Source organism: Flavobacterium pectinovorum (assembly GCF_022802975.1).
Classification (GTDB): Bacteria; Bacteroidota; Bacteroidia; order Flavobacteriales; family Flavobacteriaceae; genus Flavobacterium; species Flavobacterium pectinovorum_B.
This window is the reverse complement of sequence record NZ_JAFEVZ010000009.1, coordinates 94,778-115,319: the sequence shown is the minus strand read 5'-3', so window position 1 is coordinate 115,319 and position 20,542 is coordinate 94,778. Positions and strand designations below refer to the sequence as shown.

Here is a 20,542-nt window from a genome sequence, read left to right as displayed (position 1 = left end):
CTATTTATGCTCAAAGGCAGGCAAATACCATTTGAATTTTACTGCCATTAACCGCACCGAAATTATAACAATTGAAGTAGATAAATACAAAATATCTTTATCTAAATCTAAACTTCGCAGTGCAAAAAATACAATTCCGCCAAAAATACAAATTGTGGCATATATTTCCCGTCTGAATATCGTTGGAATTTCAGTACATAAAATATCCCGAATTACTCCGCCAAAACAGGCAGTCATTGTTCCTAATGCAATACAAATTACAGGATGCAGACCAATTGAAATCCCCTTTTCAAGACCTATTAATGTAAAAACCCCTAATCCTATCGTGTCAAACAAAAATAAGGAGGTTCGAAGCTTATCAAACTTTTTTCTAAACAGAATCGCTAATCCAAATCCTAAAATAATCACATACACATATTGCAAATCCAGCATCCATCCAACAGGAGTTCTTCCTATCAAAACATCTCGCAGTGTTCCTCCTCCAACTGCTGTTACAAAAGCTATTATAAAAACACCAAACGGATCCAGCCTTTTATGCATAGCTGTTAAAGCACCTGACATAGCAAATGCCATTGTACCGATAATATCTAAAAGATGAAACATTTTTTTGAGATTCTAAGTTGCTGTGCCGTTAATTCACGAAGGTTTTATGCTTTAATTTTATTTCTACCTGAGGATTTATGCTTTGAATTGCCTCAATAAATCTAGTTTTATCTTTTGGAGAAATCATGACGGTATCAAATTTATTATACAAAATTTCAAGACGGTCTAGAGAAAGTGCAGGAGAACTCATTATATTATTAGTTTCTGAAATCTTTTTTATAGTTGCAACTGAAATCGAAGTATTAATAAGAAAACCACATTTTATTATGAGTTTTTCGCTCTCAATGACATAGAAAGTCGTAGTAAACATATGTGCAATAAACACTATTTGGCTAAAAATCAATAAAGACACTAACCAAACACCATCATAAAGCAGTTTTATAAGCATACCTCCTAAAATAATTGCCAGAAAGAGTATGAGCCAAAGATCAATTTTTGATTTAAATTTTTCCATTTATCTTTTAACATAAATTGGACTTCTTTTTAACAAATAAGTAATCGAATCCATCCAGCTGTCTTTTACGGCAAGTAACGGCTTTCTGGTTTGAGAGTAAATTTTGGTCTGATTTTTATACATATCAAAATATACCGTATAGTAATAATAGGTCTGATTATTGGCTGTTGTAGTAGAAATATCGTTGGTTTTAAGTTTTTTGTTATTGTCGCTTACTTTTGCATTTCCGCTGTTATAAGTAGTAGCAATAGAGCTTTCAGACGTTGTAAAGGAAACTTTTGCTGCAACAATGTTATCGACTCCTAAAATTTTTTCGAGGTCTTCAATTGGCGTTTCATCAATATTCGCATAATTAATTCCAGCCTTATGCAATAAACTGTTCGTTGTCCTTAAATCCTGTACTGTTAGTGGAAAAATATTAGCAGATTTATCCAATAACTTATTATACATATCATTCTGAGCAAATTTCGACATCTCTTCTGAGCTTTGTAAATTATCTGAATTTACATAAGGAACCGGCAATACCGCAATTGTATTGGGTTTCATTTCGGCACTTACAACGGTTTGATTTGTGCTTGCCTGAGTATTGTTATTTGCAGAAATATCAAAAGTTTGAGAACGTCCGCTTGCAAAATCAATTCGTGCTATTTGAGATACATCTAATGAAATTTGCAGTGTTTCGCCCGGCAAGGAATACTCAACTGTTTTATCTGACATTTTTGAAATCGTACATTCAATAATCTGATAATCTCTTTTTATAATCTTATCTAATTTTTTCCCGCTTTGCGCAAAACTAAAAATGCAAACAAAACATAATAATGTTACAGTAATTACTTTCTTCAGATTCATAATTTTAGTTATTAAATTTTCTTATTTAGGCTTTTAAGTTATTCTGACAACAGAATATTACTTGTTAAATTTACAAATTAAATCGCAAACATATCTAATAAAGCATTTCTTTAAACATTTAATTACATATTCTGCGTATAGAAATTATAATCTTTTAAAACAGTGCGAATAAAACCGGCAGGATCTCCTATTGACTGATTTTTGATTCCGGTTACATTTTCAATTTTATGAACCAGTTTATAAATAATTTCGTAATCATTTTTGGCTTCAGCCCTTAAAAATGTTTCCTTTATGATACGCATATCGTTGTCTGATAATTTTATCACCAAATGATAAGTTGGTACATAGGTTACTTCTATTTCTTCTAAAATCGTATGACTGATATTAATTTTATTTTTTAAAGTGATGACAGAAGTTCCTGCCACCATATCGCCCAGCCTCTGCCCTTTTTTACTTGAAACAACAGTAATCAAAGCTATAATTCCGTTAAGAATTGAAATATCTATCAATCTAAAAAACCATCGCATCAAATAATCTCCAAATCCGGCCTGATAACCGTCAATTTTTACCACTTTTATTTTATTCAGTTTTTTTCCTATTGTCTGTCCTTCAAAAATGCTTTCAAGGGTAATGGAATAAATCATAACCGGAAAATAAAATCCTAAAAGAATTGTCATTACAGACCACTGATCTAAATTTTGAAATAAAAGATCCAGATTAAGCCAATAGAAAAAAATCAAGTAAACCACTATTCCATAAGCTATTTTGATAAGCAAATCGATAAAATAAGAACCTATTCGCTCACCTGCAGAAGCGGCTATAAAATTTATTTTAACATTTTGGGTTGTGTTAATAGATAATTCTGACATATTTTATATTTTAGCCCTCAATGAGAGAAGTTGCATTCATAAAACAAAATAAAGAAAAATGGCTGGAATTTGAACTGGCTATTTTTGGTAAAGCTAAAAAAAATCCTGATGAGTTAGCTAATTTGTACATTCAAATGATGAATGACCTGTCGTATGCACAAACGTATTACCCCAAAAGTAAAACCGTGATTTATTTAAATCATCTTGCATCACAGATTTATCAAAAGATTTACAAAACCAAGCGGGCAGAAAAAAACAGATTTTTTGAATTTTTTAAAACCGAAGTTCCGCTATTGGTTTACGACTACAGAAGGTATTTGCTGTACGCCTTTGCCTTATTTTTTATAACCGTTGCAATTGGAGTAATTTCTGCCAGATTTGATCCCGATTTTGTCCGGTTAATTTTAGGCGATGGTTATGTCAATATGACTTTGGAGAATATCAAAAAAGGAAATCCAATGGCTGTTTACGGTACCGGAAGCAACTGGGGAAGTTTTGTAGGTATAACCATGAATAACCTTTATGTAGGTGCAAGATGCTATATTTGGGGACTTTTTGGGGGACTGGGCACCTTTTATATTTCCTCTCAAAACGGAATCATGATAGGAGCATTTCAATACTTTTTTTTCGAACAAAATGTATTCTGGAAAAGTGTACGCGGCATCTGGATTCATGGTTCTATGGAAATTTTTGCCATTGTCATTGAAACTGCTGCCGGATTTGTTTTAGGGGCTTCGATTTTATTTCCTAAAACTTTTTCGAGAGTAAATTCATTTAAAATAGGCTTTAAAAACAGTTTCAAAATCTTCCTGAGCACTTTCCCATTTACAATCAGTGCAGGATTTCTGGAAGGTTTTATAACACGATACTCTATTGATATGCCCAATTGGCTGAGTAGTTTTATCATCCTTTTTACACTGGGTCTTATTTCTTTTTATTATTTGGTTTATCCTTTTATTGTACACAAAAAGACACAACAACTTTAAACCAAATTAAATTAACCAGAACCAATAATGAATAGATTATTACTTTTTTTATCTTTTATTCTGTGCTGCAATATCCTGAATGCACAGGATACTTTGGTTAAAACCGAACCGCCAAAAGTCACTTCAGTAAAATATACAGAGGCAGATATCTATGTTGATTCAGACACTATTGAAGCCAAATCTTTTCAGAAAAATTTCAAAAAAAAATACACAGAGAGTGATTTTGTGTACGAACAAAAAAAAGCCGAAAAAAATTGGTGGGATCATTTTAAAGAATGGCTGGCTGGTATCTTTGATGAAATATTTACTTTTAAAGATCCTCAGGCTTCACTTGATTTTGTAGCACTTTTATTGAAAGTACTCGCTATACTAATTGTCGTTTTTGTAATTTATTTAATAGTAAAGGCTCTCATTGGAAAAGAAGGTCAATGGATTTTTAGCAAAGACGCCAAACAAAAAATCGTTCATTATACCGATATTGAAAAGAATATCCATCTTCTGGACTTTGAAAAACTGATTAAAGAAAGTATTGAATCCGGAGAAAAGAGAATTGCAATCCGCTACTATTATCTTTGGCTATTGAAGATCATGGCAAAAAATCATTATATCGAATGGGATACCGAAAAAACCAATACCGACTATTTATACGAACTTAAAAAACCTGCACACAAAGAAGAATTTATGTATTTGTCTTACCTGTATAATTACATCTGGTATGGCGAATTTGAAATTGATGAAACCGCTTTTGTAAAAGCCGAAAACCAATTTAAAAAATCCCTAAAAACCTTTAGCTATGAATAAATCGATGAAAATTTATATCGCTATTCTGGTTTTGGTTTTCTCCTTAATTTTAATAACGGGCAGCAATTCTTCAAAACCTATTGACTGGACTCCAACTTATTCTGTAAATGATAAAATTCCGCTTGGATTATATGTTTTCGACAAAGAAATTGACGGGATTTTAAAAAAACAAAAGATCGAAAGAGTTTCTGCTTTAACTCCTTATGAATTTCTGGATTCAAAATATGTTCCCGATACTGTTGTTGGTACTTATAAGATAAAAGGAACTTTTTTTAATATCACAGAATATTCTACAATCGATGATCAGTCCATGAATGAGCTCTTTTATTTTGTATCACATGGAAATAATGCTTTTTTAAGTATGAAGTCGTTCCCACAGCCGCTTTTAGACAGTTTAAAAATCGAATTAGATTCAGGTTTTGAACATTCTGACAGTACTTCGGTTTTTATGGCTAATAAAAAATTAAATTCTAAAAAATATTATTTTAAGGAATCCCTTGAAGATTTTTTCTCTAAAATTGACACCTCAAATACTACCGTTTTAGGGTATCAGGAAAACTATAAAAATAAAAAACGTATTAATTTTATACGAGTTCCATACGTAAATGGCTATTTCTATTTGCATATGCAGCCTGCCGCTTTTTCTAACTTTCATTTATTAAAAAACGATCATTACCAATATGCTCAAAGTGTTCTTTCTTATGTACCAAAAGGAAATGTTTTTTGGTACACAAAAGGGCAAAACAGTGAATCGATTTCAGGTAATCCTTTACGATATATTTTAAGTCAGCCTCCATTAGAATGGGCACTATATTTATCTTTAATCGGAATATTGATTTTTATTCTTTTTAATGCCAAGCGAAAACAAAGGATTGTCCCAATATTAAAGCCATTACCTAATTTAACTGTAGATTTTACCAAAACCATTGGAAACTTATATTATCAGGAAGGCGACCATGATAATATTATTGATAAAAAAATCATTTATTTTCTGGAAAAAATCAGAAATGAATATTTGATCGATACCTCAAAACTTGATGATGCTTTTATCAAAAAATTGCAGCATAAATCCGGAAAAGACGAAAATGACATCAGGGATCTTGTATTTTTAATCAACGAACACCGAAAAAGCTACCACGGAAGTCTTGAAGAAGATTTAATCAGAATCAATAATGCAATAGAAAAAGTTTTACATTAAATAAAAATATCAGCAACAGATTAATAAAGATTAAAAAGTTTTTTAAATCTTTGAAAATCATTCTAATCTGTGGCGAAAAAAAATAGTTTCAATCAAAATTCTTATAAAAAAATACCAAACATGGACGATATCAATACAACAGAAACTGAAATCACTAACGAAAATGTGAATTTTGAAACAAGGCTGAATTTAGCCCCGCTTTTAGATCATGTCAATACTATCAAAAAAGAAATTGAAACCGTAATTGTGGGTCAGCACAAAATGATCGATCAATTATTGGTTTCCATTTTATCCAACGGGCACGTTTTATTGGAAGGTGTTCCGGGAGTTGCCAAAACTATTACTGCCAAATTATTATCAAAAACACTTAATATTGGTTTTAGCCGAATTCAGTTTACACCGGATTTAATGCCATCGGATATTTTAGGAACGTCGATTTTTAATTTGAAAAATTCAGAATTTGAATTTAAAAAAGGCCCTATTTTTTCTAATCTGATTTTAATTGACGAGATCAATCGTGCTCCTGCCAAAACTCAGGCCGCTCTTTTTGAAGTTATGGAAGAACGTCAGATTACTATTGACGGTTCAGCCTATCAATTAGAAACTCCATTTTTGGTTATCGCCACACAAAATCCAATAGAACAGGAAGGTACTTATCGTTTACCCGAAGCACAATTGGATCGTTTTTTATTCAAAATTTCGATTGATTATCCAAAATTAGACGAAGAAATCCTGATTATCCAGAGAGAGCATTTATTGCAGGATCACGGAAAATTAGAAGCCATTAAAACCATTCTTTCTGCAGAAGAAATAAAAGGATATCAGGCTTTGATTAAACAAATCAGAGTAGAACAAAATTTACTGGAGTACATTGCCAGAATTGTGGTAAACACGAGAGAAAATGCCTTTTTATATTTAGGAGCTTCACCTCGTGCCTCCATTGCTATTTTAAATGCGTCCAAAGGTTTTGCAGCCATTCGTGGCCGTGATTTTGTAACGCCTGAAGATATCAAAGAAGCCGCTGTACCGGTTTTACAGCACCGTGTAATTGTTGCTCCGGAGCGAGAAATGGAAGGAATTACAAGTGCAGAAATTATTAAACAGATTATTGAAACTGTTGAAATTCCGAGGTAGTTTTCAGTTTACAAATGACAACTGAAAAATAAAAAATTAAAATTGTCAGGCTGAGCGGAGTCGAAGCCCTTTCAAGTTTAAAAGCCCTACTACTTCGCTCAGGGTAACACTTAAGTCACAAAAAACTAAAACAGTGAAATTCATAAAAAGTCTATACCTCAACAACTTCTTTTTCTATGTCCTTTTAGGTATCATTGGGCTATTCGTGTGCGCTTTTATTTTTCCGGTTATATACAACGGAGTCTGGTTCCTTGTTTTGGTTTTAATTACTTTTCTGGCACTTGATCTTTTGATTTTATATATAGCCCGAACCGGAATTGAAGCTTCAAGGGAAATGCCGGAAAAACTTTCTAATGGTGATTTGAATCCGGTTACTATTTCGGTCAAAAATCATTACACTTTCCCAATTTCAATTAAAATTATTGACGAAATTCCGTTTCAGTTTCAAGTACGTGATTTTAAAATTGTGAGAGATGTTAAAGCGTCTGCTCAGGATAAAGTTGCATACGATTTGCGTCCGACGGAACGCGGGGAATATTACTTTGGCAATTTAAATATTTACGTTTCTTCTCCTTTGAAATTAATTTCCAGAAGGTTTACTTTCGATAAAGACAAAATGGTTCCTGCCTATCCGTCTTATATTCAGCTTAGAAAATACGATTTATTGGCTTTTTCGAATAATCTGTATCAATACGGAATAAAGAAAATCCGCCGAATTGGCCACACCATGGAGTTTGAGCAAATTAAAGAATATGTTCAGGGTGATGATCTTCGAACTTTAAACTGGAAGGCAACCGCCAAGAAAAATGCATTGATGGTCAACCAATTTCAGGACGAAAAATCTCAGTCGGTTTATTTAGCCATTGATAAAGGACGTGTGATGCAAATGCCTTTTAATGGTTTGAGCTTACTGGATTACGCCATTAATTCGGCTTTGGTTTTGGCCAATGTAATTCTGAAAAAACAGGACAAAGCAGGAATTTTTGCTTTCTCCAAAAAAGTAGAAAACAGAGTTTTTGCCGAAAAAAGAGGTTCACAGATGCAAAAAATTCTGGAGACATTATACAACATCAAAACCGATTTTTTTGAAAGCGATTACAGCCGTTTGTATGTTGATGTCAAGAAAAACATCAACCAGCGAAGCCTGATTATTTTGTACACCAATTTCGAAACCATGGACGGTCTAAACCGCCAGTTGCCTTATTTAAAAGGAATTGCAAAAAATCATTTATTGGTTGTGGTTTTCTTTAGCAATACAGAACTAAACGAAATCATCAACAAAAAAACCGACACGATTCAGGAAGTTTATGATAAAGTAATTGCTGAAAAATTCATGTTCGAAAAACGTTTGATTGCCAATGAACTTAAGAAATACGGAATTCATTCGGTTCTTACGCAGCCTGAGAATCTGACTTTGGATGCTATTAATAAATATTTGGAGATTAAGTCCAGGGGAATTTTGTAGCGAAATTGTGAAATGAAGATTGTAAAATGTGAAATGTAAATTGCTATGAAACTATTAAAAAAAGAAATTATTTGGCCAGTAGCTTTATTAATCATCAGCTACTTCATTTATAATCCTAATCTGTCTTTCAATACAAATACTAAATCGACAATAGATGTAAATATTCACGACACCTATTTTGTGATAGAATCTATAAATATCCTCTTTTTGATTATAACTGTTTTATTTTTTATCGTTTATTCAATTCGAATAATAGTCACCCGATTAAAAAATAACATCATCAACGGAATATTCCTCTTTTCAAATGTATTAATGATTATTGTCGTGACATATATAATTCAGATCACAAGACTGTTTATCGTAGAAGCAGGCTGGACAATTTACCCACCTCTTTCGGCTAATATACAAATACATGAAGATAATAGTATGAAAAATATTTTTCATGTCGCCATAGGCATACAAATCTTCTTAGTGATTACTCTAATTCTCGTAGCAGTTAAAACTGCAATAAATATTAAGAAGTCAAGAGTAATAAAAATTTAAAATTCCAACAAAAAATCGCTCTAAACCTAACTATCCCTTTTTCAAAAAATCTCAGTACCTTAGCGCCTCAGAAACTTAGTCGCTTAAAAAATGAAACAAATCACGTCAGTCCAAAATCCGTTTATAAAATCGCTTGTTTTATTGCAGGAAAAAGCAAAAGCCCGCAAACAAACCGGCACCTTTTTGATTGAAGGATTACGTGAAATTTCATTAGCTTTAAAAGGCGGTTACGAAATCGAAACCGTTTTGTTTTTACCTGAATTGGTTACTGAAAATCAAATTGGCAAACTAGTTTCATCATCAGTTCAGTTAATCGAAATCAACAAAGAGGTTTACCAAAAACTGGCGTATCGTGACACGACTGAAGGGATTTTGGCTGTAGCCAAAACAAAATCGCTGCAATTATCCAATTTAAAATTATCCGAAAACCCATTGATTTTGGTAGCCGAAGCTCCTGAAAAACCCGGGAATATTGGTGCTCTTTTACGAACTGCCGATGCTGCCAATCTGGATGCTGTATTGATTGCAAATCCAAAAAGTGATTTATACAATCCGAATATTGTTCGTTCCAGTGTTGGCTGTTTGTTTACCAATCAGATTGCAGCCGGAACTACCGCTGAAATTATTACTTTTTTGAAAGAAAAAAAGATTGATTTTTATTGCGCTACTTTACAAAATTCAACTTCTTATCACACTGAAAATTTTACTACTCCAACTGCTTTGGTTGTAGGCACGGAAGCTACAGGTTTAACTCAGGAATGGCGTGAGGCTGCAACACAAAACATTATTATCCCAATGCAGGGAGAAATCGACAGCATGAATGTCTCCGTGGCTGCCGCTATTTTAATTTTTGAAGCCAAAAGACAAAGAGGTTTTTAGTTTTTAGTTTTTAGTTTTTAGTTTTTAGTTTTTAGTTTTTAGTTTTTAGTTTTTAGTTTTTAGTTTTTAGTTTTTAGTTTTTAGTTTGAAAATTAAAAGTCTGCGACTTTGTTATAACAAAAAGATTAAAGAATTTTCATTTATTTTTGAACACTTTACTTATTAGACTAAGCGGAGTCGAAGTCCTTTTTTGTTCAAAAAAAATCTAATTTAGCTCCCTCTAACTTAAAATTTAAAATCTAAAATCAGCCATCCATTCCCTTGCGTATATTCAAACAAATCCTTATTTTTAGGACTTGAACCATGCCGTTATGACAGAAATAGATATTGAAAAAGAAAACAAAGCAATTGCACAAGAGTACAAAGAATTACTTCGAATCAGTTACCAGACTTTAACACCTACCGATAAAAAACTAATTCGAAAAGCCTTTGATGTCGCCGTTGATGCCCATAAAGAGCAGAGACGCAAATCCGGAGAAGCGTATATCTTTCATCCTATTGCAGTTGCAAAAATTGTAGCTTCCGAAATTGGTCTGGGAGCCACCTCTATTGCTGCGGCCTTATTGCACGATGTTGTCGAAGATACGCCAATAACAGTTGAAGATATTGAGCGTTTATTTAACCCAAAAGTGGCTCAATTGGTCGAAGGACTAACAAAAATTTCGATGGTTCAAAAGGATTTAAATGCCTCAATGCAGGCAGAGAATTTCCGTAAAATGATCCTGACCCTGAACGACGATGTACGTGTTATTCTGATCAAACTGGCCGATCGTTTGCACAATATGCAGACTATGGAGTCAATGGTTGAGTACAAACAGACCAAAATCGCTTCTGAAACTTTATACATTTATGCCCCTCTCGCCCATCGTCTGGGACTTTACAACATTAAAACCAAGCTTGAAGATTTAGGCTTAAAATATACCGAACCGGCTGTTTATGAAGATATTGTAAGCAAAATAAGAGAAACCAAAGAAGAGCAGGACGCTTACATCAAAGACATTTCGGATGTTTTGAAAAAATCTCTGGATGCTGAAAATGTTGACTACATCATAAAAGGCCGTCCAAAATCTATTTATTCGATTCGCCGAAAAATGCGTGCCCAAAATGTAAGCTTTGATGAAGTTTACGATAAATTTGCGCTAAGAATTGTCTACAAATGCGATTCTCATGAAGAAAAGTTTATTGCATGGAAAATCTATTCCATCGTAACAGATCATTACAGACCCAGCCCGAGTCGTTTGCGTGACTGGATTTCATCTCCTAAATCAACGGGTTACGAAGCATTGCACATCACCGTTATGGGGCCAAAAGGCCGTTGGGTTGAAGTACAGGTTCGAAGTGAAAGAATGGATGAAATTGCCGAAAAAGGATATGCTGCACATTACAAGTACAAAAACGGTGCATCTGAAGAAAGCGGACTTGACACCTGGCTGAACCTGCTTCGTGAAGCTTTAGAAAACCAGGAAACTAATGCAGTAGATTTTGTAGAAGATTTTAAAATGAATTTATATTCAAAAGAAATCTTTGTTTTTACACCAAAAGGAGAAATCAAATCATTACCAAAAGGCGCCACATCACTTGATTTTGCTTTCAGTATTCACTCTGAAATTGGAATAAAAACCAGAGGAACCCGTGTAAATGGACGTTTGGTTCCCTTAAACCATGAATTAAAAAGTGGTGATCAGGTTGAAGTTATTACTTCTGCAAATCAAAAACCAACGGTAAACTGGCTTGAGTATGTAACGACTTCGAGAGCTAAAAATAAAATCAAAAATGTTCTTAACGAGAACACTAAAAAAATTGCAGAAGAAGGAAAAGAATTACTTACAAGAAAGCTAAAACACTTAAAAGTTACTCTTAACGAACAAGTTACAAACGAATTAGTCAATTTTTTTAAATTAAAAACAAGTTTAGACTTATTTTATCGTGTTGGAATTGGCGCTATCGAAAATCAGCAGTTAAAAGATTATGCGGCGCAAAAGAGCAATACTTTTATCAATTTCTTCAAAAGTAAAATCAAAAGAACTAAAGACACAGCTTCTGAAGATATCCATAAACCAGTCATCAGCAGTAATTACGACATGCTGGTTTTTGGAACTGAACATGACAAACTGGATTACAAACTTTCACAATGCTGTAACCCAATTCCGGGCGATGATGTTTTTGGCTTTGTAACGATAAACGAAGGAATCAAAGTACATAAAAAAGACTGTCCGAACGCCATTGGAATGCAGTCGAACTACGCATACCGCATCATGAGCGCCAAATGGATTGACTCTTCTCAGGAAGAATTTAAAGCCATTATCAATATTACCGGAATGGATGTTTTGGGACTTACCAATCAGCTTACAAAAGTAATTTCGAATAATATGAGTGTGAATATTCAGAGTATTTCGCTTAGTACTGATGCCGGAATTTTTCATGGTCAGGTTGCCGTAATTGTAAAAAACAATGCGATTTTGAAAAAAATGATCAGTGCCATTAAAAAAATTGATGGCGTTGATAAAGTAACGAGAGAATACAGAACCTAACTTTTTAATCACGCTATCCGGGTTTTATAACTAAACTTTAAACCTTAAACTTTTATTGATTGAAAATAAAAATTTATCTTTGCAGGATATGACACTCATTTCAACTGACAACACTAGAAATCAAGAAATTGTAAAAAATGTTTTTACAATGTATCTTGAGCAAAAAGGGCATCGCAAAACTCCTGAGCGTTATGCTATACTTCAGGAAATTTACGACAGCGAAGAACATTTTGACATAGAAAACCTATACATCAAAATGAAAAACAAAAACTATCGTGTGAGTAGAGCAACTTTATACAACACGATCGAGTTATTGTTAGACTGCGCATTGGTTAGAAAACATCAATTTGGGCAAAATCAGGCTTACTACGAAAAATCATATTTTGATAAACAGCACGATCATATTATCATGACTGATTCAGGAGAAGTAATTGAATTTTGTGACCCAAGAATTCAAACCATCAAAAAAACAATCGAAGAAATATTTGATATCGAAATTACGAATCATTCACTTTATTTCTACGGAAACAAAAAGCAAAAACAATAATCCGAAAAGGAATTATTCAAAATAAAAAAAGAAAATTAACTACATTAATCAGTAAGGCAAAACAGATTGCCTCAACGCAAATTAAAACAGAATGACCGTAGATTTATTACTAGGATTACAATGGGGAGACGAAGGTAAAGGAAAAATTGTTGACGTTCTTACCTCAAATTATGATATTATTGCACGTTTTCAGGGAGGACCAAATGCAGGACATACATTAGAATTTGACGGAATAAAACACGTATTAAGAACCATTCCTTCCGGAATTTTCCACAAAAATTCAGTAAACATCATCGGAAACGGAGTTGTAATTGACCCGGTAGTTTTTCAAAAAGAAATTGAAGGTTTAGAAAAATTCAACCTTGACATCAAAAGTAAATTAATCATTTCAAGAAAAGCACACTTAATTTTACCGACTCACCGTTTGCTTGACGCTGCTTCTGAAGCATCAAAAGGAAAAGCAAAAATTGGTTCTACCCTTAAAGGAATTGGACCAACTTACATGGACAAAACAGGAAGAAACGGTTTAAGAGTTGGAGATATTGAACTTGAAGATTTCAAAGAGCGCTACAGAGCTTTAGCAGACAAACATGAGGCAATGATTGCTTTTTATGATGTTGCTATTCAATATAATTTAGCTGAATTAGAAAAAGAATTCTTCGAAGCTATTGAAGAACTTAAAAAATTAGATTTTATTGACAGTGAAGAATACATGCACCAGGCTCAAAAAGCAGGTAAATCTATTCTTTGCGAAGGAGCTCAGGGATCTTTATTAGATGTTGATTTTGGAACTTATCCTTTCGTAACTTCATCAAACACTACTGCTGCCGGAGCTTGTACAGGTTTAGGAATTGCTCCTAACAAAATCAAAGAAGTTTACGGAATTTTCAAAGCTTACGTTACACGTGTTGGTAGCGGGCCTTTCCCAACAGAACTTTTTGACGAAGTTGGTGCTACTATGGCAAGAGTAGGTAACGAATTTGGATCTGTAACAGGAAGACAAAGACGTTGCGGATGGTTAGACCTTGTAGCTTTAAAATATGCTGTTCAGGTTAACGGAGTTACACAGTTAATGATGATGAAAGGTGATGTCCTTTCCGGTTTTGAAACTTTAAAAGTCTGTACTGAATATAATTACAAAGGACAAAACATTGCTCACTTTCCTTACAATATCGAGCCGGAAAATGTTACTCCGGTTTACAAAGAATTTAAAGGATGGAAAGCTGATTTAACAGGATTAACGACTTACGATCAATTACCTGTAGAGCTAAAAGAATATATCGAGTTTATTGAGAAAGAAATCGAAGTGCCAATCAAAATTGTATCGGTTGGACCGGACAGAAAGCAAACAATAACAAAATAACAAACCTAAACGCTCTGATAACCAGAGCGTTTTTTTATACAAATTTATTCGCCTTATGAAAAATCCAGAAATCAAAATTACAGAAACTTCTTTACTGTCAGACAATTGGTATATTTTAAACAAAGTTACTTTTACCTATCAAAAAGAAAATGAAGCGACACAAACTCACACCCGTGAAGTTTATGATCGTGGTAATGGCGCCGGAATTCTATTATACAATTCAAACAAAAAAACAGTTATTTTAACACGTCAGTTTCGTTTGCCAAGTTTTCTTAATGGAAATAAAAGCGGAATGATGATTGAAGTTTGCGCCGGTCTTTTAGACAAAGACAATCCTGAAACCGCAATCATTCGGGAGACAGAAGAAGAAACAGGTTATCGAATTTCTAAAGTAGAAAAAGTTTTTGAAACCTATATGTCTCCCGGTGCAGTAACCGAAATTTTATATCTTTTTGTTGGCGAATACGACCAAAGCATGAAAGTAAGCGAAGGCGGCGGACTGGATGCCGAACAGGAAAATATAGAAGTTTTAGAATTTACTTTTGATGAAGCTTATGCCATGATTGAATCAGGCGAGATTACGGATGCAAAAACGATTATGCTATTGCAGCATGCTAAAATAAAAGGATTGATTTAAGATTGTTTTTATTATTTTAGATTTGGAATAACTACACCAAACCTAAACTCAAAAACTAAATGAAATCATTTAAAAACTGGATAAATTACATAAAAGCAATCCTATTCATTTTTATAATTATGAATACGATTGCTTTTTTTCATGCTTACAAGTTTACTCATTTTACAGAAAAACAATCTGAAAAAACCAAAAGTCCTGAGAAATTATCTTCGTTTGAGAAAGTAAAAACATTATGTTTTGGCGTTAACAATCCTAAGCCGCATAACTCCAAATTTCCGTCTCAGGAATACAAAACTTTTAAATTAAACAGTTATGATTGAAGGAATTCGAGGTGGTAATTATTACATTGATGTAATAAAATATACTACAAAGTAATATATTGTATACTATGTAGCATATTTTGCTACTTTTAATTACTTTTGTAAAGAAACCACCAGAGCCTGCAAACAGGTCTAGTGGTTTAAAAGTTAATTTAATTACTTTTTAAATGCAAGGACTAATTTTCTAATTTCCTTGACAAGGTGGCTGACCTGAGATAATATCAAAGACCCACACATTGCATATAGTATTTTCATCACAACGAAAATAAAAGGGATTTATAATTCCAACTTTAAAACCAAAAGTCGCAAGCTTTTGGTTTTTTTTATGGCTTCAGATGACTTACTCGTCTGCATTACAAATATACCCTATTATTAGAGAAAAATCTAATGCATGCATAATGCTATAAACGATGTAATAATTACGAAAAAATGCACTTTAATTACACCCCTAATGCAATATAGTATTCGTTTTCATTCGTTTTCGTGCACTTTTTTGCTTTCTAATGTTTTAGAATTGTTATCAACATAATTGTTAACAATCATGCGAGTTATTACTATATGTTTTTATATAAATCTTCACCATAATGAAAATACAATAAATAATCTCAAAAATTCTATAACATGAGCTGATAATAAAAATAGAACTTTACCATAATCAAAAACACCAAATTATGAAGAAGTTATACTACGTAGCAAACACACTACTTTTATTGATTTTAGTTCTAATGGTTTCATGTAAAAAAAGCGATTCAATAAAACTAAACGAAAATACTAAATCCCAAAAAACAATAGAATACAAAAAACCAAAATCAGTTTCTTACCAGATTGAGAATACCAAAGAGTGGCTTAAAACAAATGAAGCCGACAGCAGTAAATTAGATATTATTTATGCTTTAAACAGAACAGATAAAGCAAATCTTAAAAAACTGGATTCAATTGTAATTCCTGCGGATTTTAGCGGTGATTTGGTCTATTACCTTCCATTTCCATTGCATGTTAATGCTTTAGAAGAAGTTTCAAAAATTATTATTTTTTCCTATCCTACACAAACTTTTGCCGCTTATAAAAATGGTGAATTAGTTTATACAGGCCCTACTAATATGGGAAGAAAAGCAGACCCAACTCCAACTGGATTATTTTTCACCAATTGGAAGGCTGAAAAAACTACCAGTACCTTTAATGATGAATGGGACTTAAAGTGGAATTTCAACATAGAAAACAAACTTGGAGTTGGTTTTCATCAATATGAATTACCCGGTTATCCTGCTTCACATTCCTGTTTACGTCTATTAGAAAAAGATGCCAAATATTTGTATAAATTCGCTGATGAATGGATTTTGAAAGATAAAGAAAATGTAAAAGTAAAAGGAACTCCGGTAGTTATTTTCGGAAGTTATGCTTTTGACAAACCTAAGCCCTGGCTGCAACTAGCTTCAAATCCAAAGACTTTGGATATTTCTGAGGCCGAAATTGAAAAGCAGACAAAACCTTTTATTCAGGAAATTTTAGAAAATCAAATTTTAAGAGAAACGGAGCAAAAGACAACTTCCTTTTAAGCTGGTTTAATCAGAAATAAATAAGACTGAAAAAGGCGAAAGAATTAACTTCTTACGCCTTTTTTTATATTAAAAAACTAAAATTATCTTGAATAATTTGGAGCTTCTTTTGTAATAGTTACGTTATGCGGGTGACTTTCATTTATTCCGCTTGAAGTAATACGAACAAAACGTCCGGTTTCCTGTAAAGTCGGAATATCTTTTGAACCACAGTATCCCATTCCGGCACGAAGCCCTCCGATAAACTGAAGCATACTTTCGTTTAATTCGCCTTTATAAGGAACACGCCCCACAATTCCTTCCGGAACTAATTTTTTAACATCGTCTTCAACATCCTGAAAATAACGATCTTTTGAACCTGTCTGCATCGCTTCAACAGAACCCATTCCGCGGTATGACTTGAATTTTCTTCCTTCGAAGATAATCGTTTCACCCGGAGACTCTTTTGTTCCTGCCAATAATGAACCTAACATTACACAGTCAGCACCTGCAGCGATCGCTTTAGGAATATCTCCTGTATAACGAATTCCACCGTCTGCAATAACCGGAACCCCGGTTCCTTTGATAGCAGCAGCAACTTCTAAAACTGCTGAAAATTGAGGAAAACCAACACCTGCAACAATACGTGTTGTACAGATAGAACCTGGTCCAATACCTACTTTTACACCATCTGCCCCGTTTTCTACTAAATATTTAGCAGCTTCCGGAGTTGCAATATTTCCTACAATTACATCTATTTGAGGGAATTTTGTTTTTACTTCTTTCAATGTATTTACCACACCTTCAGTATGTCCGTGAGCGGTATCGATGATGATTGCATCTACACCCGCAGCAACTAAAGCTTCAGCTCTTTGAACAGCATCACCTGTAACACCAATGGCAGCAGCAACTCTTAAACGCCCAAACGAATCTTTATTGGCAATTGGTTTTTGTGTCAGTTTTGTAATATCTCTAAAGGTAATCAAGCCAACTAATTCATTTTGAGCGTTTACAACCGGTAATTTTTCGATTTTATGACCTTGTAACACTACTTCAGCTTGCTCTAATGAGGTTCCTTCTGCAACGGTTACAAGATTTTTACTTGTCATAACCTCAACAATTGGTCTTGCTCCGTTTTTTTCGAAACGCAAGTCACGATTGGTCACGATTCCTTTTAAGATTCTGTTTTCGTCAACGATAGGAATACCGCCAATTCCGAATTCTTTCATAGCAGCTTTTGCATCGGCAATTGTTGAAGTCATTGGTAATGTTACCGGATCGATAATCATTCCTGCTTCTGCACGCTTCACTTTTCTAACCTTCGCAGCTTGCTGCTCGATGGTCATATTTTTATGTAAAACACCTATTCCGCCTTCTTGTGCCATAGCGATTGCCATTGCGCTTTCGGTCACTGTATCCATAGCAGCAGATACAATTGGAACGTTTAATGTTATGTTTCTTGAAAATTTTGATTTGATACTCACTTCGCGTGGAAGCACATTCGAGTAGTTAGGTACTAATAATACATCATCGTAAGTTAAACCTTCGCCGATGATCTTGGAGTTGTGTGCTATCATGTTGCAATTTGTAGTTGAATTGCGTGCAAATATAGTGAATAAATTGGAAACTTGTTCATTAACTTATTCAGATTTTTTTTTTTGACTCTATCAATGTCAAAAACCAATATCAAAAACCAATATCAAAAACCAATATCAAAAACCAATATCAAAAATCAATGCCAATTTCAATTTCAAATATTAATGTCTAAGTTCTAAATTTCAAAAACTAATCGGAATCCTGAAAAACAAAATTGATACCTAACTGAAATGCAGCACTATTGGCTTTGGCTATATCCCTATACGCTAATACATTGTCGACAAGGAAATACATATTTAGTTTTCCCCATGTTCCTGCTACTCCCAAACCGATGTTTTTATAAGAAAACGAATCGACTGTATAAGTTGTTTTGAGTTCTAATTTCCGAAAGAGTCTTCGTTTATAAAAAGCTGTAAAAGCTACGAAAGGATCTTTTGGCATGGTCATGGCGAAAAACTGCGCTCCAATTGCATTTACATATAGTCGCTCATTTGGAGTTTTGCAGCTGCACTCTCCATCATCAAATCTGGATTCTCCAAACGAATATTCGACAGAAGTATTGAATTTTGCAGGCCGCCAGGTGGTGTATTTATTATAAAGTGTATCTCGTGGAATAGCTTTTTGAAAATCATCCAAAACATTTTCGGGCTCATTCGTAAAATCAAAACTTGGGTTTACACCCTTGTATTCATAACTTCCTTTGTAAGTGATCGTTTCTATATCTTTTGTATGCCTGATAAAACCAACATCAATAATACTAGCCGTAAACTGAAGGTTCTTTCTATAATAATACGTAACTCCTGCATCAAAACCTAATCCCAGACTTCCATTAAAGAATGTATTATGAATAAGATCTTTGGTTATATTTCCGTCATATTCATCTTTTGTAAAAGCACCAATTCCGGATGTCTTCAATTCTAAATTAGAAGAAATATATTGATAATAAATATTTTGATCAGCTGTTCCGTTTGTGGTATAAATAAATCCGGAATTTTTAGTAGAATTTGCATTGGCTCCGCTCGAATATAATTTGATTCGACCACCCAATACCAGCTTATCGCTCATTTTTTTATGAAATCCGACATGAAAGACTGAAAGTACTTCGGCACGTAAATTTATATCTCCCAAATTAAAAGATTTTCCAATGTGGTCCCTATTTCCGTCTAAAGCCAAAATTGCGATATCTTTTGGAACATACATTAAAAAATCAAGTTCCTGATAACCTCCAAAAGAAATATACGATTTACTTTCTTCACCTCCAATCCTGAATCCTCCGGAAAACAATTCGAGCTGCTGATTGGTGTATATTTTGTCTTTGTCAGATGATTTATTGACAACATTCCTTACTTTATCATTAAAATCGACTCCGTTATCAGCGAATAAATCATACGCTGAAAAACTACTCGAACCAAAATTTGCCGAAATGCCGGACAATGCCGGAACCCCGAAAAAATATTTATAGGACACATCGGCACCCGGATTTACAAGTAACGACTGCGGAATCGAAGTAAAATTATACAGGATTTGTTTGTTTTGAGAAAAACAAAAGATGTGAGCAAGGATCGCTATAATTAGATATGCTTTTCTCATATCAATCTTCTATTTCGATATCAAAATTTAGTGTTCCTGCCGAGCGGAGTTTTAACTCCCCGGGACTGTTTTCGGTTAACGCAGGACCTGCCGCCATGGTGATTACAAACCCTATTTTTCGCAGTCTTTTAAGGTTAAGCAAACGCTGATTTTCAAAAACTTCAGTAAAATTTAGAATATTAGTAGTGCCGGAATAAGCCGGGATATTAAAACTTAATGTTTCAATAGTATTATTTTGGGCATCGATAAGAACCAAATCAATTTTGTAGGCCCTGTTGATTGTGTTTGTTATTTCGAAATTAAATTCGGCCTTTATCAAATCTTCCCGCATCAGCGAGTTTCTGAACGGATTAAAATCCTGAGCGTCAAAAACAATGCTGTTTTCATTTCCGTTATCAATAAAATCTTTTGCCGGAATATTAAAGTAGGTTAAATTAGCTACTACAATGGGTTCCAATTTCAAATCATCAATCTGATCAAAATCTAAATCGCTTGAACACGAAAAACTCAGGAATACCAAAACTAAAAGTGTTGCAAATTTACTTATGTCTGCTGGCTTCATAACTAAAAAAGATTAAGTTATTTAAAAACAACGTCACTTAACCATCACTTATTGTGATAATTACAGTAAATATACGAATA

The 20,542-nt window shown here is 33.6% G+C and carries 19 protein-coding genes; 12 read left to right on the top strand and 7 right to left on the bottom strand.

The annotated features are described in order from the left end of the window. From FLV_RS14005 to FLV_RS13990, 4 genes are all read right to left on the bottom strand, one after another. Positions 1-603, bottom strand: a complete 603-nt coding sequence (locus FLV_RS14005) for a trimeric intracellular cation channel family protein (RefSeq protein ID WP_243234686.1) — start codon at positions 601-603, stop codon at positions 1-3. Positions 604-631: 28 nt separating this feature from the next. Next, entirely contained in the window at positions 632-1,057 is a 426-nt protein-coding gene (locus tag FLV_RS14000; protein WP_243234685.1) for a PH domain-containing protein, read from the bottom strand. Further along, positions 1,058-1,906: a hypothetical protein gene (locus tag FLV_RS13995; protein WP_243234684.1), complete on the bottom strand. Its 849-nt coding sequence runs from the start codon at positions 1,904-1,906 to the stop codon at positions 1,058-1,060. Between the two features lie 122 nt (positions 1,907-2,028). Beyond that, positions 2,029-2,775 carry an RDD family protein gene (locus FLV_RS13990; protein ID WP_243234683.1) on the bottom strand — a complete coding sequence of 249 codons (747 nt, stop codon included), beginning with the start codon at positions 2,773-2,775 and terminating at the stop codon, positions 2,029-2,031. Positions 2,776-2,795: 20 nt separating this feature from the next. Here FLV_RS13990 and FLV_RS13985 point away from each other — a divergent pair, with 20 nt between their 5' ends. From FLV_RS13985 to FLV_RS13930, 12 genes are all read left to right on the top strand, one after another. Then, positions 2,796-3,761: a stage II sporulation protein M gene (locus FLV_RS13985; protein ID WP_243234681.1), complete on the top strand. Its 966-nt coding sequence runs from the start codon at positions 2,796-2,798 to the stop codon at positions 3,759-3,761. A gap of 27 nt (positions 3,762-3,788) precedes the next feature. Then, positions 3,789-4,562, top strand: a complete 774-nt coding sequence (locus FLV_RS13980; RefSeq protein ID WP_243234680.1) for a DUF4129 domain-containing protein — start codon at positions 3,789-3,791, stop codon at positions 4,560-4,562. After that, positions 4,555-5,760, top strand: a complete 1,206-nt coding sequence (locus tag FLV_RS13975; protein WP_243234679.1) for a DUF4350 domain-containing protein — start codon at positions 4,555-4,557, stop codon at positions 5,758-5,760. Before FLV_RS13980 ends, FLV_RS13975 begins: the two co-directional genes overlap by 8 nt. Before the next feature lie 120 nt (positions 5,761-5,880). Then, positions 5,881-6,894, top strand: coding sequence for an AAA family ATPase (locus tag FLV_RS13970; RefSeq protein WP_243234677.1), 1,014 nt, complete (start codon positions 5,881-5,883; stop codon positions 6,892-6,894). A 133-nt stretch (positions 6,895-7,027) separates the two neighbouring features. Further along, the gene (locus FLV_RS13965; RefSeq protein WP_243234675.1) at positions 7,028-8,359 is read left to right on the top strand and encodes a DUF58 domain-containing protein; all 1,332 of its coding nucleotides are present in this window, start codon (positions 7,028-7,030) and stop codon (positions 8,357-8,359) included. 633 nt (positions 8,360-8,992) lie between these two features. Then, the gene (locus FLV_RS13960) at positions 8,993-9,781 is read left to right on the top strand and encodes a TrmH family RNA methyltransferase (RefSeq protein ID WP_243234674.1); all 789 of its coding nucleotides are present in this window, start codon (positions 8,993-8,995) and stop codon (positions 9,779-9,781) included. A gap of 311 nt (positions 9,782-10,092) precedes the next feature. Further along, positions 10,093-12,312 (top strand): RelA/SpoT family protein, encoded by a 2,220-nt coding sequence (locus tag FLV_RS13955; protein ID WP_243234671.1) that lies wholly within the window; start codon positions 10,093-10,095, stop codon positions 12,310-12,312. 88 nt (positions 12,313-12,400) lie between these two features. After that, on the top strand, positions 12,401-12,859 hold the full coding sequence (locus tag FLV_RS13950) for a Fur family transcriptional regulator (protein WP_029268726.1): 459 nt from the start codon (positions 12,401-12,403) through the stop codon (positions 12,857-12,859). Positions 12,860-12,950: 91 nt separating this feature from the next. Further along, entirely contained in the window at positions 12,951-14,222 is a 1,272-nt protein-coding gene (locus FLV_RS13945) for an adenylosuccinate synthase (RefSeq protein WP_243234668.1), read from the top strand. Positions 14,223-14,277: 55 nt separating this feature from the next. Next, on the top strand, positions 14,278-14,859 hold the full coding sequence (locus tag FLV_RS13940) for an NUDIX domain-containing protein (protein WP_243234667.1): 582 nt from the start codon (positions 14,278-14,280) through the stop codon (positions 14,857-14,859). 59 nt (positions 14,860-14,918) lie between these two features. Then, on the top strand, positions 14,919-15,179 hold the full coding sequence (locus FLV_RS13935; protein ID WP_243234665.1) for a hypothetical protein: 261 nt from the start codon (positions 14,919-14,921) through the stop codon (positions 15,177-15,179). Positions 15,180-15,850: 671 nt separating this feature from the next. After that, positions 15,851-16,735: a L,D-transpeptidase gene (locus FLV_RS13930; RefSeq protein WP_243234663.1), complete on the top strand. Its 885-nt coding sequence runs from the start codon at positions 15,851-15,853 to the stop codon at positions 16,733-16,735. A gap of 83 nt (positions 16,736-16,818) precedes the next feature. On the opposite strand, the gene guaB is transcribed toward FLV_RS13930, so the two are convergent. From guaB to FLV_RS13915, 3 genes are all read right to left on the bottom strand, one after another. Next, positions 16,819-18,291 carry an IMP dehydrogenase gene (guaB, locus tag FLV_RS13925; protein ID WP_243234662.1) on the bottom strand — a complete coding sequence of 491 codons (1,473 nt, stop codon included), beginning with the start codon at positions 18,289-18,291 and terminating at the stop codon, positions 16,819-16,821. Between the two features lie 208 nt (positions 18,292-18,499). Continuing rightward, positions 18,500-19,900 (bottom strand): DUF5723 family protein, encoded by a 1,401-nt coding sequence (locus FLV_RS13920; protein ID WP_243234660.1) that lies wholly within the window; start codon positions 19,898-19,900, stop codon positions 18,500-18,502. 1 nt (position 19,901) lies between these two features. Beyond that, positions 19,902-20,462 (bottom strand): hypothetical protein, encoded by a 561-nt coding sequence (locus tag FLV_RS13915; protein WP_243234659.1) that lies wholly within the window; start codon positions 20,460-20,462, stop codon positions 19,902-19,904. Positions 20,463-20,542: the final 80 nt, after the last annotated feature.